General features: G+C 51.5%; 15 protein-coding genes. All 15 read right to left on the reverse strand.

Annotation, left to right across the window (positions count from 1 at the left end):
• Positions 1-114: 114 nt before the first annotated feature.
• The 15 genes from ftsZ to rsmH all read right to left on the reverse strand — a co-directional run bounded on the left by ftsZ (position 115) and on the right by rsmH (position 19,918).
• Positions 115-1,236: a cell division protein FtsZ gene (ftsZ, locus tag BLW29_RS12235; RefSeq protein WP_090979806.1), complete on the reverse strand. Its 1,122-nt coding sequence runs from the start codon at positions 1,234-1,236 to the stop codon at positions 115-117.
• Between the two features lie 16 nt (positions 1,237-1,252).
• On the reverse strand, positions 1,253-2,497 hold the full coding sequence (gene ftsA, locus BLW29_RS12240) for a cell division protein FtsA (protein ID WP_090979808.1): 1,245 nt from the start codon (positions 2,495-2,497) through the stop codon (positions 1,253-1,255).
• A gap of 241 nt (positions 2,498-2,738) precedes the next feature.
• On the reverse strand, positions 2,739-3,503 hold the full coding sequence (locus BLW29_RS12245; RefSeq protein ID WP_090979811.1) for a cell division protein FtsQ/DivIB: 765 nt from the start codon (positions 3,501-3,503) through the stop codon (positions 2,739-2,741).
• Positions 3,504-3,594: 91 nt separating this feature from the next.
• Positions 3,595-4,875, reverse strand: coding sequence for a UDP-N-acetylglucosamine 1-carboxyvinyltransferase (gene murA, locus BLW29_RS12250; RefSeq protein WP_090979813.1), 1,281 nt, complete (start codon positions 4,873-4,875; stop codon positions 3,595-3,597).
• A gap of 15 nt (positions 4,876-4,890) precedes the next feature.
• Positions 4,891-5,796: a UDP-N-acetylmuramate dehydrogenase gene (gene murB / locus BLW29_RS12255; RefSeq protein WP_090979815.1), complete on the reverse strand. Its 906-nt coding sequence runs from the start codon at positions 5,794-5,796 to the stop codon at positions 4,891-4,893.
• A 182-nt stretch (positions 5,797-5,978) separates the two neighbouring features.
• A complete protein-coding gene (gene murG, locus BLW29_RS12260) occupies positions 5,979-7,088 on the reverse strand; it encodes an undecaprenyldiphospho-muramoylpentapeptide beta-N-acetylglucosaminyltransferase (RefSeq protein WP_090979817.1) in 1,110 nt (369 codons plus the stop codon).
• A 7-nt stretch (positions 7,089-7,095) separates the two neighbouring features.
• A complete protein-coding gene (spoVE, locus tag BLW29_RS12265) occupies positions 7,096-8,193 on the reverse strand; it encodes a stage V sporulation protein E (protein WP_090979819.1) in 1,098 nt (365 codons plus the stop codon).
• 45 nt (positions 8,194-8,238) lie between these two features.
• Positions 8,239-9,678 carry a UDP-N-acetylmuramoyl-L-alanine--D-glutamate ligase gene (gene murD / locus BLW29_RS12270; RefSeq protein WP_090979821.1) on the reverse strand — a complete coding sequence of 480 codons (1,440 nt, stop codon included), beginning with the start codon at positions 9,676-9,678 and terminating at the stop codon, positions 8,239-8,241.
• 598 nt (positions 9,679-10,276) lie between these two features.
• Positions 10,277-11,233, reverse strand: a complete 957-nt coding sequence (gene mraY, locus BLW29_RS12275; RefSeq protein ID WP_090979823.1) for a phospho-N-acetylmuramoyl-pentapeptide-transferase — start codon at positions 11,231-11,233, stop codon at positions 10,277-10,279.
• Positions 11,234-11,243: 10 nt separating this feature from the next.
• Complete coding sequence (murF, locus tag BLW29_RS12280; protein ID WP_256208563.1) at positions 11,244-12,653, reverse strand: UDP-N-acetylmuramoyl-tripeptide--D-alanyl-D-alanine ligase; 1,410 nt, start codon at positions 12,651-12,653, stop codon at positions 11,244-11,246.
• On the reverse strand, positions 12,653-14,137 hold the full coding sequence (locus BLW29_RS12285; RefSeq protein WP_090979825.1) for a UDP-N-acetylmuramoyl-L-alanyl-D-glutamate--2,6-diaminopimelate ligase: 1,485 nt from the start codon (positions 14,135-14,137) through the stop codon (positions 12,653-12,655). The genes murF and BLW29_RS12285 overlap by 1 nt, the downstream gene beginning before the upstream one ends.
• Before the next feature lie 105 nt (positions 14,138-14,242).
• Positions 14,243-16,183, reverse strand: coding sequence for a stage V sporulation protein D (locus tag BLW29_RS12290; protein WP_090979827.1), 1,941 nt, complete (start codon positions 16,181-16,183; stop codon positions 14,243-14,245).
• A gap of 95 nt (positions 16,184-16,278) precedes the next feature.
• Positions 16,279-18,507, reverse strand: a complete 2,229-nt coding sequence (locus tag BLW29_RS12295; RefSeq protein WP_090979829.1) for a penicillin-binding transpeptidase domain-containing protein — start codon at positions 18,505-18,507, stop codon at positions 16,279-16,281.
• Positions 18,508-18,516: 9 nt separating this feature from the next.
• Positions 18,517-18,918 carry a cell division protein FtsL gene (ftsL, locus tag BLW29_RS12300; RefSeq protein WP_090979831.1) on the reverse strand — a complete coding sequence of 134 codons (402 nt, stop codon included), beginning with the start codon at positions 18,916-18,918 and terminating at the stop codon, positions 18,517-18,519.
• Between the two features lie 67 nt (positions 18,919-18,985).
• Positions 18,986-19,918 (reverse strand): 16S rRNA (cytosine(1402)-N(4))-methyltransferase RsmH, encoded by a 933-nt coding sequence (rsmH, locus tag BLW29_RS12305; RefSeq protein WP_090979833.1) that lies wholly within the window; start codon positions 19,916-19,918, stop codon positions 18,986-18,988.
• Positions 19,919-19,947 lie beyond the last annotated feature (29 nt).

The raw sequence follows: 19,947 nt of genomic DNA on the forward strand, positions 1-19,947 counted from the left end.
TTAGTGCAAAGGTGATTGGTTTGCGTCCATTGACGTTAGCCGGGAGCAGGTAAAATAGCAAAAAAGCCGCCTCCCGGTGAACCGGAAAGCGGCTAAAGTCCTTATTATGATTGACTAGGTGTTGCGACGATTGCGAAGAAATGCCGGAATATCGAGTTGATCGCTGCTGGATGCATTGCTGCCGAACGGTTTAGGACCCGTGCTTGCAGCTTGTTGGCGCGGAGCTTCAGTGCTTGTTGGTTCAGGTTGTCCAGCTACGGGACGACGAACCTCAGCTCTGTTACGGTGCTCGAAGCCTGTTGCGATAACCGTTACTTTAATTTCTTCTTTCAAATTCTCATCGATGCTAGCACCGAAGATCATGTTTACGTCCGGATCGGAAGCCGAAATGACAATTTCAGCAGCTTCATTCACTTCATAGAGCGAGAGATTAGCGCCGCCAGTGATGTTCATGATGATACCGCGGGCGCCGTCGATGGACGTTTCAAGCAACGGACTTTGGATGGCTTTGCGAGCTGCATCTGCAGCACGGTTCTCGCCTGTAGCGTTGCCGATACCCATCAGAGCGGAGCCGCGCTCCGCCATAATCGTCTTCACGTCGGCGAAGTCAAGGTTGATCAAACTTGGCATCGCGATCAAGTCGGAGATACCCTGCACCGCTTGTTTCAGTACGTTATCGACTTCGCGGAATGCTTCAAGCATCGGAGTCTTCTTGTCAACGATCTCAAGCAAACGGTCATTCGGAATTACGATTAAGGTGTCTACTTTTTCTTTAAGCGCTTCGATGCCTAGCTCGGCTTGTCCGGAGCGTTTGCGTCCTTCGAACGTAAAGGGACGTGTTACAACACCGACTGTCAGCGCGCCGCATTCGCGTGCGATCTCAGCGATTACGGGAGCAGCACCTGTGCCGGTTCCCCCGCCCATACCCGCTGTAACGAATACCATGTCCGCGCCTTTGAGCGTGTTCATGACCGACTCACGTGATTCTTCAGCTGCTTTCTTACCAACCTCAGGGTTTGCACCTGCACCTAGTCCGCGAGTCAGCTTGTCGCCGATTTGAAGCTTCTGCTCCGATTTCGCCATATGCAATGCTTGCGCATCTGTATTCACAGTTATAAACTCTACGCCTTTGACTCCATTCTCGATCATCCGGTTAACAGCATTGCTTCCGCCGCCGCCTACACCGATGACTTTGATTTGGGCCATCAGCTCATTATCGAAATCAAATTCCAACATGTTGTTGCTCCCCCGATCAAATAAATTCACTAAACATATTTTTCAATTTTTCAAAAAGACCAGGCTTCGAGGGCGAATTCGTTGAACTGGACTTCCGGTTGGTACTCTTCTTAGGCGAAGAAACTACCTTACCTTTCATATACTTCGATACATATTGAATCATACCAACACCACTGGTAAAAGCAGGATCGCGAACGCCGATATAATCCGGCACCGCAATGCGTACGCTTGCTTCCAGCTCGTGTTGGGCCAGTGCCAATGTTCCCGGCATCGTCACTGTACCGCCCGTTAGAACGAATCCATTGATCTTATCCCCGTAGCCAAGTCGGCGTACTTCTTGACGGATCAAGTGGAAAATTTCTTGCATGCGTGGTTCTATGATGTTGGCCAGGTCAACCTGAGAGAATTCCTTCTCCACGTTACTGCCCATACGCATAACTTTGAATTTCTGATCTTCAGCCGCATCATCGATAAGTGCACAGCCGAATTTCTGCTTGATTTTCTCGGCTTGTTCGGTTTGAGTACGGAGTCCGTAGGAAATGTCGCTAGTCACATACTCGCCGCCAACCGGCAGCGTGGAAGTTGCTACAATGCTTCCTTGCTCAAAAATTGCAATGGTACTCGATCCGGCGCCAATGTCTGCGAGGACAGTACCCATCATTTTCTCATCTTTGGTGAGCGCCATTTGTCCAGACGCTAATGACATTAGAATAATGCCGGCAATACGCAAATTGGCTTTCTCGACGCACCGGGCTAAGTTATGTATGGCTGTTTTGGCTCCGGTAACGAGCGTTGCTTCTACTTCCAGACGAACACCGATCATGCCTCTAGGATCTGAGATACCTTCAAGACCGTCAACCAAGTACTGCTTTGGAACTAGGTTAATGATTTCGCGTTCCGGAGGCAAAGCTACGACTTTCGCCGCTTGCAATACGCGTTCGATGTCTTCTTCTCCGATTTCACGATCTTCGTTGGAGATGGCGACAACGCCGTGATTCGTTTGCAAACCGATATGGTTGCCTTGAATGCCTACATATACATCGCTTATTTGAATACCGACCATACGCTCGGCGTGATCCACCGCATTGCGAATGGATTGAACGGTTTGGTCAATATCAACGATAGCCCCTTTACGGATACCTTCCGAGTCGGCAGATCCAACTCCAATAATATTAATGACGCCGTTATTCACTTCGCCAATAATAGCACGAACCTTGGATGTACCGATGTCCAAACTGACGATGATGTCATTGCTGCTCAACCTCTGGCACCTCCGTTCAACATTAATTAGGTACATTAATTAGGCACATTAATTGTCGTGACTGCTATGCATTTCTTTTTAATTCAACGCAATCCTGAATATCCCTCTTTTTTCTACAATTTTTTCAAGGTTTATTTATACGTCCATTACATGAATGTACATGCTCTGGTTGATGTTCTTCCGAAAAAATGCAAAAAGGGCAATTAAATCTACATAACTAAAATTCTATCATTCTTTGAGGCTATTGAGTAGTCTCTTTTTGGGAAATACCCTGATTATCTGCGACTTCAGGCGTAAACGATGCATATTTATCCGCAAGCAGCATAGTAATTAGTCCCGGGGGCTGAATTTCAATCACCGCATTCAGCGTTGGGATTTTCTCAGGCAGCAGAGACACCGCAGTAATGACCTCGAAACGCGTCCTGGTGTAGATTTTGATCCGATCCTTATACGAAGGGGACGGTTCTGGTTTAATCTCTGAGAAGTCTGCTATAGCATCTTCCGGAATCGTAGACAGCGTTTTGCAAAGCTCAGCCAGAATAGGGTCATCCGACTTCCAACCGGACAGAATCGGCTTGTCGACAATCATTTCGGACCCGGCTGCAATCCCTGTGCCATTAGCCAAAATCGCGGTGATTTCGCCGTTCTTCGACAATGTATAGGCGACTGTTTCGAACTCCTGCACATGGATCGTAATGCTGCCGGGGAACGATTTGGTTACTTTTACATTCTCGATGGCCTTGATCGTATGCACTCTTGCTTCTAGTTTGCTCTCGGATGTGCCGAAGAAAGAGTCTCCTGCGGCAATGCCGACTACCTTGCGGATATCGGCTGCATTCAGGTAATGCTGGCCCTCAATAGTGACAGTCGCTACTTTGCTGATCGAAGAATTAAAGAATAGTACACCAAGAATGACGACGAATAATAAGAAAAGCACCGCTAACAGCTTCTTGCCGCTTCTGCGCCGTTTCACGGGTTCGCGCAGCACGGGCATCTTCTCTTGCATAGCTTGTCCCCTCTTTGTATAAACGCAAACGGCTTCCCGCCAATCATGGCAAGAGCCGCTTACGCCTTCTTATATCTGTCCACACACGATGTTATGGAACGATTTGGTTGTTCGGCACAGGTGAATAGCGGGTAATTCTGGCTCCCAGCCTGCCCAGCATCGTCTCAATCCGGTCATAACCGCGGTCGATATGATGCACCTGCTCCACGACGGTTTTGCCTTGCGCGGCAAGCCCGGCAATAACTAGAGCTGCACCGGCGCGTAAATCCGTTGCCTCCACCGTAGCGCCATACAAGCGTGACACGCCTCGGATGAAGGCGGAGTTCAGATCAACGCGGATGTCCGCTCCCATGCGCGAGAGCTCGTCGACATGCTTGAATCTGCCTTCAAAAATCGTTTCTTTCATGACGCTTACACCGTCTGCCAGTGCAAGCAGAACCATTATTTGCGATTGCAAATCGGTAGGGAATGCTGGATAAGGCGAGGTTACGATGCGGTCAACAGCTTTAGGGCGTGCTGCTGTACCTACTTTGATTATATCATCGTCAACCGTTATTTGAACACCTGTGCGTCTAAGCACATGGATGAGAGAGGTTAAGTGCGAAGGACATGTATTCAGCAGCGTCACCTGCCCGCGCGTTGCGGCAGCGGCTACCATCACCGTCCCGGTTACAATTCGGTCCGGAATGACTTGATAGCGGCAAGGCGTCAGCTTCTCTACTCCTTCGATCGTAATCGTATCCGTACCGGCACCGAATATCTTAGCACCCATACTGTTCAAGAAATGCTGTAAATCTTGAATTTCCGGTTCACGAGCAGCATTGCTGATCGTGGTCAGCCCCTCGGCAAGCACCGCGGCCATCATAATGTTCTCCGTAGCTCCGACGCTCGGGAAATCCAGGTGAATTTCCGCGCCTATCAACCGTTTTGCATAACAGACTATTCGGCTGTCTTCCTCGTCGACCTGCGCCCCCAGCGCCCGAAGGCCGCTAAGATGCAAATCGATTTTCCGTTCTCCGATCGCGCAGCCGCCTGGCTGATATATCGTTACTTCGCCAAACCTTGCTAACAGCGGCCCCATAAGAAAAATGGATGATCGCATTTGACGCATAAGAGCCTCAGGAATGTGGGAAGAATGCAAGCTTGACGTATCGAGCGTGACAGTTTCGTCCTCGTGCTCAGCCCGGCAGCCAAGTTCGCGCAAAATGTTAAGCATGACGTCGATATCAAGCAATTTCGGTACATGATCGATCGTCACTTTTCCTTCTACCAGCATACTAGCAGCTAAAATCGGCAAAGCGGCATTTTTCGCGCCTTGGATAACAATGGTTCCTGAGAGAGGTTTCCCGCCTTCAATCACCAATTTGTCCAATTTATCACCTCCGGATTACCGCTCACCCATAACCAGTACCTCCGCCACCAGTTCGACTCCAAATTTGTCCTTCACGGTGCTTTGAATGGTTTTCATCAGGGTGAGAACGTCTTCAGCTTTCGCTTGCCCGGTGTTGACAATGAAATTGGCATGCAGGTTTGAGATCTCGGCGCCACCGCAGCGCATTCCCTTGAGACCCGCTTCTTGAATGAGCCTTGCGGCAAAATCATTCGGCGGATTGCGGAACACACTTCCGGCACATGGCAATTGCAGCGGTTGAGTCAGCAGACGACGCTGTTTATAAGAGGAAGTAGTCGACATAATGTCTTTACGCTCTCCCTGCTCAAGCTCAAACACGGCTCCAATGACGATGCCCGGTCGTTCATGCAAACATGAATGACGGTAAGTGAACTTCATATCCTCTACTTCGTAGCGAACCAATTCCCCTGTTTCCAGTACAATGTCAGCTGATTTGAAGATACGTGACACATCCGACCCGTGAGCGCCGGCGTTCATATAGACAGCTCCGCCTACCGATCCTGGAATTCCCCCCGCGAACTCCAATCCGGACAATCCTTCTTTGGCTGCCAGAACCGACAGCTTGATAAAGGAATAAGCGGCACCTGCATGAACGAGCGTGCCATCAAATCGTGCATAATCGAATGCTTCACCCGGTTGAACGACGACGCCGCGGATTCCTTTGTCGCTGACTAGCATGTTGGAGCCGCGTCCGAGATTGGTCCACTGTACCCCATGTTTATGGAGCAACCGGACGACCGACACCAGCTGGTCTTCGGTATTCGGAATAATAAGTACATCTGCCGGTCCACCGATTTTCCAAGTTGTAAATTCGGAGAGTGGCTTGTTAAACAGGACTTTCCCTGCATCTATTTCGCTTAGCTCCGCCAAAAACTGCTCCATCTGTCGTACCTCCTTCTGCTATAGCGATTGAAACTTGCCTGGCGCTCGTTCGCTCCTCCGGGTGGCCCGCCGCCTTGCCGCTGAAGCAAAGGCTGAGAGGCCCGCCGGGTGACGGTCACGATTATGCCATATACTATGCCTACCCGCACAGGAGTGTGACAATCGCCTATAGGACAGTCTTATTATTGTCTTGTTGTTAATTGCTTCAATTGATTGACGATCCGCGCTGCCGAATCCGGCACGCCCAGTAATTTCGCGGCGGAACTCATCGCCGTCTGCTTCTGCTTGCTATGCATAATCTGACTGATTCGCTCGAAGAGGAGCTCACCGTTCAGGTTGCGTTCAAGGATCATTTCGGCTGCTCCGGCATCTACCAGACTTCTGGCATTCGCTTCCTGATGGTTGTTCGTCACGTTCGGCGACGGAATCAGAATCGATGGGATGCCAAGTGCCGTCAGTTCAGCGATCGAGGATGCGCCGGCTCTTCCGACTACTAAATCGGAAATCGCCAGCACCTCTGGCATGTGATGCAAATACGGCAGCACTTGAAGGCGCTCGGAACGTGCCGGCAGCACCTCTTCTATGCGGCGGTTCGTATTCTCGTAATAGCTTTCTCCGGTCACAAACACAAAATGGACGTCTGGCAGCCGCTTAAGCAGCGGTGCCATGTCCACCATGACATCATTTATCGCTTTCGCCCCTCGGCTGCCTCCTACAAGCAGCACGACTTGACTGCCTGCCGGAATGTTTAGCCTGGCGTAGCCTTGCTCTTTATCAGCGCGAACGACGCTGGTCGCGCACGGATTTCCGGTAAATAGCGTATTCGGCTGCCGCTTGAATTGCGACAACGCATCCTTGAAGCTGACCGCTACGCTGCTCGCATATCGGGAGAGAAACTGGTTGGTCAAGCCTGCAACCGCATTCTGCTCATGGATGAGAGTCGGGATGCCAAGCTTGGCAGCCGCATAGATGACGGGTCCGCACACATAACCGCCAGTACCGACGACTACGTCCGGCTTAAACTCCCGCAGCAGCTGCTTGGACCTCCGCACGCCTTTCAGAAAACGCATGACCGTCCTGACATTCTCGAACGAAAGCTTTCGACTAAAGCCTGTAATTTCGACCGATTCGAAGGGAATGCCCTGCGCGGGCACGATACGGCTTTCAAGTCCCTTCGGAGAGCCGATGTACAGGATGGACGAGTCCGGCTGCTCCTCCATCACCTGCTTGCCAATTGCAAGCGCGGGATAGATGTGGCCGCCTGTTCCGCCGCCTGTCAATACGATACGCATGTATAAGTCACCTCGAGTAACGGGATATATTCAGTAAAATACCTAACGATGTCAGAAGCAGTGTCAGCGAGGAACCGCCATAGCTAACGAGCGGGAGCGTGATCCCCGTAACTGGCATCATGCCGATAACAACCCCGATATTAATAAACACTTGTACGGCAACAATGCCGATAATGCCGACGGCCAGCAGGCTGCCGAACGTGTCGGGAGCTGCAATAGCTGTCCGCATGCCTCGCCATAGCAGGATGGCGAACAAGGTAATAATCGTAGTTCCGCCTATGAAGCCAAGTTCCTCCGACACAATCGAGAAAATAAAATCAGTTTGCGGCTCGGGCAGATAGCTGAATTTCTGTCTGCTCATTCCGAGGCCAAGGCCTACCAAACCCCCTGGTCCAATCGCATAAAGCGACTGAATGGACTGATAGCCTGCTCCGAGCGGATCTGCCCATGGATCAAGAAATGCTGTAATTCGCTGCAGCCTGTATGGCGCTGCCAGAATAAGTCCGACAAGGCCGGCTACCCCTACTAAAGCCAGCGATCCCAGATGCGTCAACCGCGCACCCGCAGTATAAATAACGAGCAGCGAAGCGCCGATCATGACGGCTCCTGTGCCCAGATCCGGCTGCATCATGATGAGCCCGAAGGCCAGTCCCATAATACCAAGCGGCGGCAGAAGGCCTTTCGTAAACTGCGTTACTGCCTGCTGTTTGTCTGCAAGCAGCTTCGAGAGAAAGATAACCATCGCAAGCTTCATAAACTCGGATGGCTGAATGCCGAACGAGCTGATACCAAGCCAGCTTCGCGCACCGCCGCGCACGACCCCGATGCCGGGGATCAAGACGAGCAGCAGCATGCCGAAACAAACGAATAGACCGAGCTTCGCCCATTTGCGCCAAATCCAATAGTCTGCGTTCATCGTGACGATCATTGCCCCGATGCCGAGCGCAGCAAACAGCACCTGTCGTTTCACATAATAAAATTTGTCTCCAAATTCATGGAAGGCCAGCACCGCACTGGCGCTGTACACCATTACAAGTCCGATAGCCAAAATGAGTCCAATCGCAATGATCATCCACATATCCGGGGCAGACCTGGCTTTTGCCATAGCGCGAACACCTCTTGCAAGCTTAAGTAGGGACAAGCCCCCTACTTACAAGTTATGCGCCGATTCCTTAAAAATGCGCCCTCGTTCTTCATAGGATTTGAACATATCCCAGCTTGCACAGGCCGGAGACAGGAGAACGGTATCTCCGGGCTCCGCGAGGGCTGCTGCTTCTCGAACGGCGAGCTGCAGCGTGCTTTCGGCGTCCTCCACAGGTTCGACGACTTTAATGGTCGTTAAACCTGCGCGTCTTGCGACTTCGGCAATTTTGCCGCGGGTTTCGCCTATAGCAACTACCGCTTTCACTTGATCGCGGAAATGCGGCAGCAGCTCCATATAATCGGAGCCTCTGTCCAGCCCGCCGGCAATGAGCACAATGCTGCGGTCCTGGAAGGAACGCAGCGAAATAATCGTAGCCGTTCCGTTCGTTGCTTTGGAATTATTGTAGTAAGCGATTCCGCCATGATTGCGCACAAACTCCATCCGGTGCTCCACGCCGCGGAACTGACGAAGCGGCTCTGCCACCGCTTCGAGGTTAGCCCCTGCTGTGATACAAGCTGCGATGGCCGCAAGCGCGTTCGCGACATTGTGGCGTCCCGGGATGCCGACTTCATCCACCGAGATAATGTCATGGGACTGCCCCAACTCATCACGCCATACAAGTTGACGATTCACATCTCCTACTGGCTCTGTCAGATCAGCCGGGTACGGCGGAATGACACATAGGCCATATGTAAGCTCTTTGGTTGTAGAGAAAGGCAATATACGGGCTCGAATCGACCCAGCATGCATCAGCTCGCGACAAACCGGATCATCCGCATTTAAGATCGCTGTATCCTCAGGCGTCTGGTTCGCAAAAAGCTTCGCTTTGGACGCCACATAGTCTTCCATGCCGCCGTGATAGTCCAGATGGGTCTCCACCACATTGAGCAGCATGCTGATCCGCGGCCGAAACGCCGTTGTGCCTTTCAATTGGAAGCTGCTAAGCTCGGCAACAATCCAATCTTCGCTCGATGCCGTCTGCGCCGCTTCGCACAGAGGCGTCCCAATGTTGCCGGCTACGATCGGATTAAGCCCTGCTGCTTCCAGCAGTTCGCCGATCCATGTTGTTGTCGTTGTTTTGCCGTTGGAACCGGTAATCCCAATGATGGGCGCAGGCGACAATAGATAAGCCACCTCGACTTCCGTCACGACCTCGATGCCCAGCTCCACCGCTTGCTTAACCGGTGGTGACGTGTAAGGGATACCCGGATTCTTCACCACCAGCGCCGTATCCGCATCAATAAGATCCGCCGGATGACTGCCGCAAATAACAGAAACGCCCAAAGCGTCCAGCTCGTCCGCTTCGGGAGATAAATGACGTTCCTTCATATCGTTGACGGTTACCTTTGCGCCGAGTTTGTGGAATATCTTCGCGACGCTGACCCCGCTTCTGGCTAAGCCGAGGACGACAACCTGTTGATCCTTGTATAAGGATGGATGTTTCATCTATGTGCCAACTCCCTTAAAATTCGACCAAGCGTAACTTTCTTCTTACATGACAATCCACTTCATGACAATCCCCCTAAATCCCCCTTTGAAAGGGGGACCCCGAGGGCCCCAGCCCTCTGGACACCCGGAAGGTATAACGTTGGTGCTCCAGAGGAACGCTCCTAGCTTCAGTTGGTGGGGTGCTCGAAGTCCCTTGCGGGACTAACTCTCATTTTGGCGCTCCCGTGTTGCCTGTTGACTCCGTCACATGATAACGTTCGGGCAACAGAGGCGCGGCGTTGTTGCAACCTATGCGTAGTGCCCGTTTTCGTCCCTCCGGGACACGCTCCCATTTCCGCGCAGGGTTAGTGTCGGCAACTTCGTTGCCTTGTCCCTTCGGGACTTATAAAGAATAGCCGGGTACAGGAGCGGAGCGGGCGGTCGTTGTGTAGAAGCGTAAGCGTTCGCCTTTGTCGGGCGGAATTCTACCATTAAATCAGTTACATAATCAAGAATTCCGACAGACAACAGCGATCGTAACAATGATCCGCACGCGCAGCGTTGTACTCCCAGCGTCAAATGCTCTACAATCCGCGCAGCGCCGCACTCCCAGTTGTTATCTCCCCAGCAGCAAGCCGATCGCGGCGAAGACGATGCCCACGAACCAGAAGGAAGTAACAACCTTCCACTCGGACCAGCCGGACAATTCGAAATGATGATGGATCGGACTCATTTTGAAGATACGTTTGCCCCGAAGTTTGAAAGATCCTACTTGCAGTATAACCGACAGCATCTCCAGAACGAAAACACCGCCGATAATGACCAGCAGGATTTCGGTCTTGGTGAGAATCGCCACAGCTGCCATACCGCCGCCGATGCCCAGTGAGCCTGTATCACCCATGAACACCTTAGCCGGATGCGCGTTGAACACTAAGAAGCCCAGCATCGCGCCGATCATGGTAGCCGAGAAGATCGCCGATTCGTGTTCGCTTGCATGAAGCGCTAGGATCGCGAAGGCGGTGAACGCCACTGCGCCTGTCCCTGCCAACAATCCGTCAACGCCGTCCGTGAAGTTAACCGCATTCGTTGTGGCAAACAGCATGATAACGACGAATGGATAGTAGAACCATCCGAAATCAAGCTCCGCGGATGTTCCCGGAATGCCGATTACCGTGCTGTGATGCATTTGATAGAGCAGTACGCATATAATGACGGAGAATATCAGCTGACCAACCAGCTTTTGCATCGCTGTCAGGCCGAGCGACCGTTTAAATACGATTTTGATATAGTCATCCAGAAATCCGACCAGCCCAAAGCCGAGCGATGCAACGAGCAGCACCCAGAAAGAAGACGTTTTATCCGAGAACTTCAGAAACGCCAGCAGCACAGCCAGCATAATAATGATGCCGCCCATCGTCGGTGTCCCTGATTTTTTCAGATGGCTTTGCGGGCCGTCTGTACGGATCTGCTGGCCGAATTTCAACCGTTTCAGCAGCGGAATGAACAAAGGTCCGAACAGTAATGCAAGCATGAAGGAAGCGCCGATTGACAGAAGAATGACCTTTACGTCCATATTTTCACCTCTATGCACGCTGCAGGTCATGGATGATTTCTTCCATGCGCATGCCGCGGGATCCTTTCACCAGTACGAGATCTTCCGGCACGAGATGTGCGCGGAGCCATTCTATAAGTTGTTGCTTGTCTTCGAATGCGCGAATATGATCGGAGCCGTCAGCAAATTGCTTTGCAGCTTCAGCAGCAATATGCTGTGAAAGCTTGCCGAATGTCAGCACCCGATCTGCCTTGGACGGATTCACATAGGCGCCGATTTCACCATGCATCGCTTCTTCATCCGGCCCGAGCTCCAGCATATCGCCGAGGACGAGCCATTTGCAGTGATAACCGGACAGCCCTGCAACGAGATCAATCGCGGCGCGGACGGAAGTCGGACTGGCATTGTAGGCATCATTAAGTAGCATTGCTCCATTATACGCAACACCTGGCTCAATGCGCATCGCTGTCAGCTTCAGCCCAGCAAATCCTTGGCGAATGACGTTATCCGTCAATCCGAATTTTTTCGCTGTCGCAATAGCCGCGAGCGCATTGGATACATTATGCGTCCCGGCCACAGGAAGTTCAACATGCTGAAGCCCATTATCGCCGCGCACATCAAAGGAGGAAGTCGTAGCGTTCACGATCACGTTCTCGGCCGCCCAACGATTATCCCCTTGCAAACCGAAGGTTTGTACCTCTGTCAGCTCCGGCAGCGCAAGCCCCTTAAGCCCCTCGTGCAGAAGCGGTTCATCGCCGTTGATAAGCAGCAGACCCCCTGGCTTCAAGCCCGCCACAATTTCAAGCTTCGCTTGTGTAATGCCTGCACGTGAACCAAGCTGGAGCATATGGGATTCGCCGATATTCGTAATGATCGCGACATCGGGTTTCGCAAGGCGAGTCAGCAGATCGATTTCGCCGAACTCGCTCATCCCCATCTCAAGCACCACAACTTCCACGCCTTCCTCTAACGCCAGAAGCGTTAGCGGCAAGCCGATATGGTTGTTGTAGTTGCCATCTGTTTTGTGCACGCGAAAAAAGCCCGACAGCAGCGCTGCGACCATATCTTTTGTCGTCGTTTTGCCATTGCTGCCCGTAACGCCGACAACGCGTACTTGTAATTCGTCTCGATAGGCAGACGCAAGCTGCTGCAGCGCTTCAGTAGTATCGTCCACGAGAATAAGAGGCACTCCGCTCGTCAGCGCCTCAGGAAGCTCTTTGTCCCGCTGCCACAAGGTAGCGACTGCTCCGCCTTCAATGGCACTGCTTGCAAAAGCATGGCCGTCAAAATTCTCGCCTTTGATCGGAATGAACAACTGACCCGGCGACATGCGCCGGGAGTTGATGGAGACGCCGGCTATTTCAATACTGCCGGCATCTGTATCGTTTTGTATCGTTCCACCGCACATGGCGGCAATCTCGCTTAATTTACGTGTAATCACTATGAAAGACTCCTTATCGCTTCTTTAGCCACCTCGCGGTCGTCAAAGTCATACTTGACGCCGCCGATATCCTGATAGGTTTCGTGGCCTTTCCCCGCAATTAATACTACATCGTCACGCCTCGCCATTTCAACCGCTTTTTGTATCGCCTCTCTGCGGTCAACAAGCAGCTCATAACGATTCGCGGCCACATTGTTCTGCACAAGCCCTGCTTCAACGTCCAGCAGGATACGCTCCGGATCCTCCGTACGTGGATTATCCGATGTTAGGATGCAATAATCCGCCAGCTGCGCCGCAATTTGGCCCATAAGCGGCCGCTTCGTCCGATCACGGTCGCCACCGCAGCCAAATACACAAATGACGCGCCCTACCGCAAATTCCTTGACCGCAGTGAGCACATTCTGTAATCCGTCAGGCGTATGCGCATAATCCACAATGACCGCGAACTTCTGTCCGGCTTGCACCGACTCCACGCGGCCCGGAACACCGGGGATATCTTCCAGACTTTGCTTGATCTGTTTCAGCGACACCCCTTCAATCAGGGCTGCGCTGATGGCGCTTAACGCATTGTATACATTATATTTACCGGCCATACGCAGCGTAATATCCGCAGATCCGGCGAACGTCTCTACATGAAAAGCAGTCCCGTGCGCAGTTATGCGGACTTTGTCGGCACGCACATCCGCATCATGATCGATGCCATAGGTAACGACCTCAGCTGTCGTAACATCCGCATACTTCGGCGAGGCTTCGTCATCCGCATTCAGCACCGCAAACAAACGATCCTCCGGCGCACGCCCGAATTCATTGCCAAGTCTGGAGAACAACAGCCCTTTCGCTGCTGCATACCGTTCCATCGTAGCATGATAGTCGAGATGATCCTGCGTTAAATTGGTGAAGATGGCGATCCGATACCGGCTGCCTTTCACCCGTCCCTGCTCCAACGCATGCGAGGAAACTTCCATGACGCAATACTCCGTGCCGGCCTCTACCATAGCTGCAAGCGAGCGCTGCAGCTCCAGCGCTTCAGGTGTCGTTCCCGACATCGGCAGCGTATTGCCGGCGTAGCGCATTTCTACCGTTCCAATAACGCCGGTGCTGAACCCGGCATCACTCATGATTTTCTCAATTAGATAGGTTGTCGTTGTTTTCCCGTTCGTGCCCGTAACGCCGATTAATCTCAGCTTCCGACTCGGATAATCAAAATAATGATTGGCGATCACGGCCATCGCATAACGGCTGTCTTTGACGATTAACTGAGGAACGGGCAGATCAAGCTGCCTCTCAACCACCAGGGCAATGGCCCCTCTGGCAACGGCCTCCGCGGCATATGCATGCCCATCAACCTTATGTCCACGCAAACAGATAAAGACGCAGCCGGGCAAGACGCGGCGGGAATCGGTCTCAATTCCATCAACCTCCACGGTCCCTTCACCGACAAGAACAGATGTGAGCAGCAGTGCAGCCAAGTGTTCCACACGCATCGCTTAAGTCCCCTCCCGTGAGCAGATCAAATCTGCGCAGGGCCGCCTATGAAGAAGCAGCAAAATTGGGTCGCGGCCTACTTCATCTATCTATACTCATTATAGTCAGCGAACAGAGCTTTCATCATCGTCTTTTGCTAAATAAATCCGTATGGTTGACCCTCGATCGACTCGCGTACCGGCAGCAGGCGACTGTCTGATCACGGTGTCTCCGCTCCCTGCCGTGGTAAGGGTGAAATTCATATTCAAATCTTCATAGATATCGGAGACGGTCTTACCGATGAGATTCGGCACTTCCACGATCGGTGTCTCCCCGTATTTATACTCCTTGCTCAGCTGATCCTTCCGCGGAGCAACGCCCATGTACGGCAGTGCATCTTCCAAAATGTTGTGTACGATCGGTGCGGCAACGACGCCCCCGAATTGAATGCCTTGCGGGTTATCGACTGCGACATAGACCACTATCTTCGGATCGTCCGCCGGAGCGAAGCCGATGAAAGAAACGATGTGCTCGTTCGGAGAATAACGGCCGTTAATAACCTTCTGGGCTGTACCTGTCTTGCCGCCGACGCGATAGCCGTCTATGAACGCATTGCGTCCTGTTCCTTTGGCTACGACGCTCTCAAGCGCTTCTCGCACCTGCTTGCTCGTATTCTCGGATATGACGTTTCGAACGACTTCCGGCTGTACCGTGCTTACGGTATCGCCTGTCTCCGGATTAATCCATGATTTGGCGACATGCGGTTTATAAAGTGTACCCCCATTGATCGCTGCCGAAACAGCCGTGATCTGTTGGATCGGTGTAACCGACACCCCTTGACCGAATGCAGTAGTCGCAAGCTCTACGGGTCCGACCTGGCTCATTTTGAACATGATACCGTTCTCCTCGCCGCCGAGGTCAATGCCGGTCTTCTTACCGAAGCCGAAGTTCTTAATATAATCGAACAGCTTCTCTTTGCCAAGTCTGTTACCGAGCGCAACGAAGCCCGGGTTACACGAATTTTGTACGACTTCGAGGAAGGTCTGGCTGCCGTGGCCGCCTTTCTTCCAGCAGCGCAGCCTTGCCCCGCCAATTTCAACTGCACCCGGATCAAAGAAATGCTCACTTGTGAGATTGACCTTCTTCTCTTCCAAAGCAGCTGCCAGCGTAATAATTTTGAAAGTGGACCCCGGCTCATACGTCATCCAAATCGGCAAATTGCGATTGTAGATGGCCGGATCAACATCGCGATATTTGTCCGGTTCGTAGGTTGGCCTGCTGGCCATTCCGAGAATCTCTCCGTTCGTAGGGTCCATGGCGATGGCAATGATGTCATCGGCCTGGAATTTGACCATGGCTTGGTCAAGCTCCCGTTCCATGATCGTTTGAATCTGCTTGTCTATCGTCAGTTCTAGATTAAGTCCGTCTTTGGGCTCCAAATACGTATCGCCTGAACCGGGCATTTGCTTGCCCCCGGCCGTCGATAAGAAGGAAATATTCCCATTGATGCCTTCCAGCATATCGTCATATTTGGCTTCTATTCCGGTTAAGCCTTGATTATCAATACCGGTAAATCCGAGCACATGCGAAGCGAAGCTTCCAAGTGGATAGTAGCGTTTGTTATCTTCGGCTACCACAATGCCAGGTAAATTCAGATCCCGAATTTGCTGCGCCTTCTCCGTCGTGATCTTGCGTCCGCCGGGTTTAAGACTAACAATCATCTGCTTCTTCTTGATCGTGGTATAGATAACATCCTCCGACATATCCAGTACGCCGGCAAGCTGAGCGGCAGTCGACTTTGCATCCTTGATTTGCGCGGGAATCGCCATCACGGTAGGCGAGCTTATATTATACGCAAGCATCGTGCCGTTTCGGTCCAAAATCTCGCCCCGCTTCGCCGAGAACGGAATTTCCCTGCGCCAGGAATCCTCCGCTTTGGCTGCCAGCTCCTCGCCTTTCCACAGCTGTACATATCCCAGACGTCCTGCAAGCAGCAAGAATGCAAGAATGCCAATAAGAAGCGCCGTAAACAGCCTGCGCCTGATCGTCACACTCGAAACTTTCACTTAACATCCCCTCCGAATAGCTCGTAAAACGGGAACGTTCGTCCAACCGTTTCCTAATCCAAGCCTATTCAAAGAAAAAGGGGGTTAGAACAAGCCTATCCCCCAGAAGTAGTACCCGATTTGCTGTTGTCTGTTGCTTCTTTTGTCGCATCCTCGCCTTCGCCTGACTGCGTGGAGACTTGCAACGCCGGCGGTGACAGAACAAGCTTAAGAACTTTGTTCTCTCCCTGCTTCGCCAAGGATTGCGAGGTTACGAAACCTTCTCCTGTCGTCATCACGCGGATCTGCAGAATCGAGCACATCTCCATCGCGTCACGAAGCGATAAGCCTTTCATATTCGGAATCGGCAGCTTCGTTCTCTCTTCGGTTAAGAGATAAATCCGTTGATCCGGACCGACGGACGTGCCCGCCTTCGGAATTTGCTGCAGGACGGTTTTCCCTTTACCGACCACTTCGTAATTGAGCTTACTCGATTTCAATTTATTGGTCGCAACCGTTAAATCCAGCTTATTCAAGTTCGGAATTTCGACGGTTTGCTCTTGGTTCGGCGTGTTTGAAGCGGTTGTTTTCACTTTGGTAACGGGATCGACATCCATATGGCGAAGACTTTGTTGCACGATCTTCTTGAATACAGGTGCCATAACCGTACCGCCGGACGCTAACCGATCATTCGGTTCATCCATGACGAGGTAAAGGACGATCTTCGGATTGCCCACCGGCGCGAAACCAATGAAAGAGATCACGTATTTGTCTTCCGCATAATGGCCGTTGACAACCTTCTGAGCCGTACCTGTTTTGCCCGCTACACGGTAGCCTTCGATATAGGCTCTGCGACCGGAACCAATCTCTTGGTCAGACACGACTTGCTCCAGGTATTCATCCACTTTCTTAGCCGTTTGTTCCGTGATTACTTGACGAACAACCTGCGGTTTGATCACTTCAACTTTCTTCGAGACTGGATCTTGTATTTCCTTGACCAGATGCGGTACGAGCAGCTTACCGCCATTGGCTACAGCAGCTACAGCTGCAACCTGTTGAATCGGAGTTACTTGAACACCGCCTTGCCCAAAGGCCGCAGCAGCTATATCCCTCGGATACTTAAATTGAACAAGTCCTGGCAGCTCTCCTGACAACTCAATGCCTGTTTTTTGATTAAATCCAAACTTGTTGATATAGTCTCTGAGCTTATCTGCCTTTAGCCCTTCATAGCCCAGCTTTACGAATTCTACGTTGCTGGAGCGTTTTAACCCTTCCAAATAGGTGATGGTTCCCCAGCCTTCTCTGTTTATGTCATGGATCGTGCCGCCGGGTACTTTAATAGCACCGGATTTGTAGGTCGTATCCGGGTTAAACATTCCTTCCTGAACAGCACCCGCGAGCGTCACAATCTTAAACGTCGAACCAGGTTCGTACAGGGACTTAATGGAATGATCGTAAAAGTTCTCTTGCGGTGCAGTCCAGTACATGTTCGGGTTAAAATTGGGCAAATTCGCCATTCCGAGAATTTCCATCGTTTGCGGGTCAGCCGCAATCGCGGTGATGCTCTTCGGCTTATATTGATCATACGTTTCTTTAATTGCTTCTTCGATGTAGTGCTGAATTTCAATATCAATGGTCAACTTTACATTTTTACCGTCCACGGAAGGTTTAAAGCTGACGGTTCCATCCTCCAGAATGACACCATTGCCATCACGCTCGTATTTGATCGCACCTTCAGTACCTTTCAACTGCTCATCCAGCGAGGCTTCAAGCCCCATTATAGCCTTGCCTTCTTTGTTCTCATAACCAAGAATATGCGAGGCCAAGCTGCCTTTAGGGTAGGAACGCTTCTGTTGATCAATCAAGTAGATGCCTACATCCTTATGGCCGGTTTGTTCCACGAGCTGGTCTCGGAAACGGAGAATCCGATCCGCAACCGACTTGTCAATCTTCCAGCCTTCTTTGCGCACCTCGCGCTGCTGATAGTATTCGCCGTTCTTTTGTTTGGCCTCGACAATTTCACGCAGCGTAATCTGCGATTTGCCAAGTACGCCGCTAAGCTTGTTAATGATGACATTTTCCAGCTTCAAGTCATGAATGACCTTCGGATTAACCGCGACGGTATAGGCCGCAACATCCATGGCAAGTACATTACCGTCCCGATCCGAAATCGTACCGCGAACCGGAATAAGCTTCTCCGATTTCGACCATACGTCCCTGGCTTTCTCCGACCAGAAGTCGGCATTCACAACTTGAACCCAATAGATTCGGCCAACCAATAAAAGAAAAAGGAGGGTGATAAACCCTCCGACCAACAATGTTCGTATTCGTATCCGTTTTGTCATAGCTGCCACCTATTTCTTCCCACTTGCATTCGTTGCTTTTGGTTCCGCCACACTGACTTTGATCGGATTATCATCCGGCTCCAAGCCATCTTCCGCTGCTTTCTTCCGAATACTAGCCGGGTCATTTGCTTTCTCGTATTCAGATGTCAAGAAAGCGACCTCCTCGGTCAACTTCTCATGCTGCTTCGTCAATTGCTTGATTTCAAGCTCCATCTGATAGATTTGCGCATAGCGGAAAATCACGACGAAAGCTACAACCACACAAACGAGAATCGTAAACATGTACAGCAGTTTCTCCTGCACCGGCAGCGACTTCCGTTTGATGACGACTTTTTTGGTCTCGCGGAACTGCGGCCGCTGCTCCGGCTTTCGCTTGGGCTGCATCGCCAGATTCCCATTCACATATGCCATTGCTATTCCCTCTCCCCTTCTCTGTTACTATTTCATCTTCATCTATGGTGTGTTGTCTTCTATGCGATTATAATTTCTCGGCAACGCGCAGCTTCGCTGAACGTGATCTCTTATTCTGCTCCAGTTCCTCTTCACTAGGAAGAATCGGCTTGCGATTCACTAACTTAAGCTTGCCGCCTCCGCCGCAAACACACATCGGGAAGTCGGTTGGACAGGTGCATTTTTCAACAAATTTCGCAAACAGCTGCTTGCAAATGCGGTCTTCCAGGGAATGAAACGTAATGACAGAAGCTCGTCCTCCGGCATTCAATACGTCTATCGTCTGTTCAAGACCTTCCTCTTCTGCACCAAGCTCATCGTTAACCGCAATGCGCAGCGCTTGAAACGTACGCTTGGCGGGATGCGGGCCAGTCCGCCTTGCAGCGGCAGGAATACCTGATTTAATGATCTCAACCAGCTCACCGGTCGTATCGATTCGCTTCTGCTCTCTGGCAGCTACGATTTTACGAGCGATTGATCTGGCAAAACGTTCTTCACCGTAGTTCGTAATGATACGGGAGATTTCACGTTCGTCCCATGTATTGACAATATCATCTGCTGTCAGCATGCCGTCTTGATCCATCCGCATATCAAGCGGCGCATCATGATTGTAGCTAAAGCCGCGTTCGCCTTCATCAAGCTGCGGGCTGGAAACGCCCAGATCGAACAATACGCCGTCTACACCGGAAATGCCCAAATCCTTCAGCACATGCGCTAAATAACGAAAGTTGCTTTTGACCAGCGTGACACGATCCATGTAAGCGGACAGCCTGACGCGCGCGTTATCGAGTGCCCAGTCGTCCTGATCTAATGCGATAAGTCGTCCCTTAGGTCCAAGCCTGGATGCGATAAGCTCGCTGTGACCTGCTCCTCCGAGTGTACAATCCACGTAGATGCCGTCCGGTTTAATGGCAAGTCCATCTACTGCTTCTTCTTTCAATACCGTGATGTGTTGAAACATGCTGTAATCCTCCCTGCTCTAAACCCCTC

Source organism: Paenibacillus sp. CF384 (assembly GCF_900106745.1).
GTDB lineage: Bacteria > Bacillota > Bacilli > Paenibacillales > Paenibacillaceae > Paenibacillus_Z.

Bases quoted from the DNA above. Each gene is read 5' to 3' on its own strand.
- BLW29_RS12245 (WP_090979811.1), bottom strand. From the start codon at position 3,503: ATGCAAGAGAAGATGCCCGTGCTGCGCGAACCCGTGAAACGGCGCAGA.
- murD (WP_090979821.1), bottom strand. From the start codon at position 9,678: ATGAAACATCCATCCTTATACAAGGATCAACAGGTTGTCGTCCTCGGC.
- rsmH (WP_090979833.1), bottom strand. From the start codon at position 19,918: ATGTTTCAACACATCACGGTATTGAAAGAAGAAGCAGTAGATGGACTT.
- BLW29_RS12285 (WP_090979825.1), bottom strand. From the start codon at position 14,137: ATGCGTGTGGAACACTTGGCTGCACTGCTGCTCACATCTGTTCTTGTC.
- ftsZ (WP_090979806.1), bottom strand. From the start codon at position 1,236: ATGTTGGAATTTGATTTCGATAATGAGCTGATGGCCCAAATCAAAGTC.
- spoVE (WP_090979819.1), bottom strand. From the start codon at position 8,193: ATGGCAAAAGCCAGGTCTGCCCCGGATATGTGGATGATCATTGCGATT.
- mraY (WP_090979823.1), bottom strand. From the start codon at position 11,233: ATGGACGTAAAGGTCATTCTTCTGTCAATCGGCGCTTCCTTCATGCTT.
- BLW29_RS12295 (WP_090979829.1), bottom strand. From the start codon at position 18,507: ATGACAAAACGGATACGAATACGAACATTGTTGGTCGGAGGGTTTATC.
- murB (WP_090979815.1), bottom strand. From the start codon at position 5,796: ATGGAGCAGTTTTTGGCGGAGCTAAGCGAAATAGATGCAGGGAAAGTC.
- ftsL (WP_090979831.1), bottom strand. From the start codon at position 18,918: ATGGCATATGTGAATGGGAATCTGGCGATGCAGCCCAAGCGAAAGCCG.
- murG (WP_090979817.1), bottom strand. From the start codon at position 7,088: ATGCGTATCGTATTGACAGGCGGCGGAACAGGCGGCCACATCTATCCC.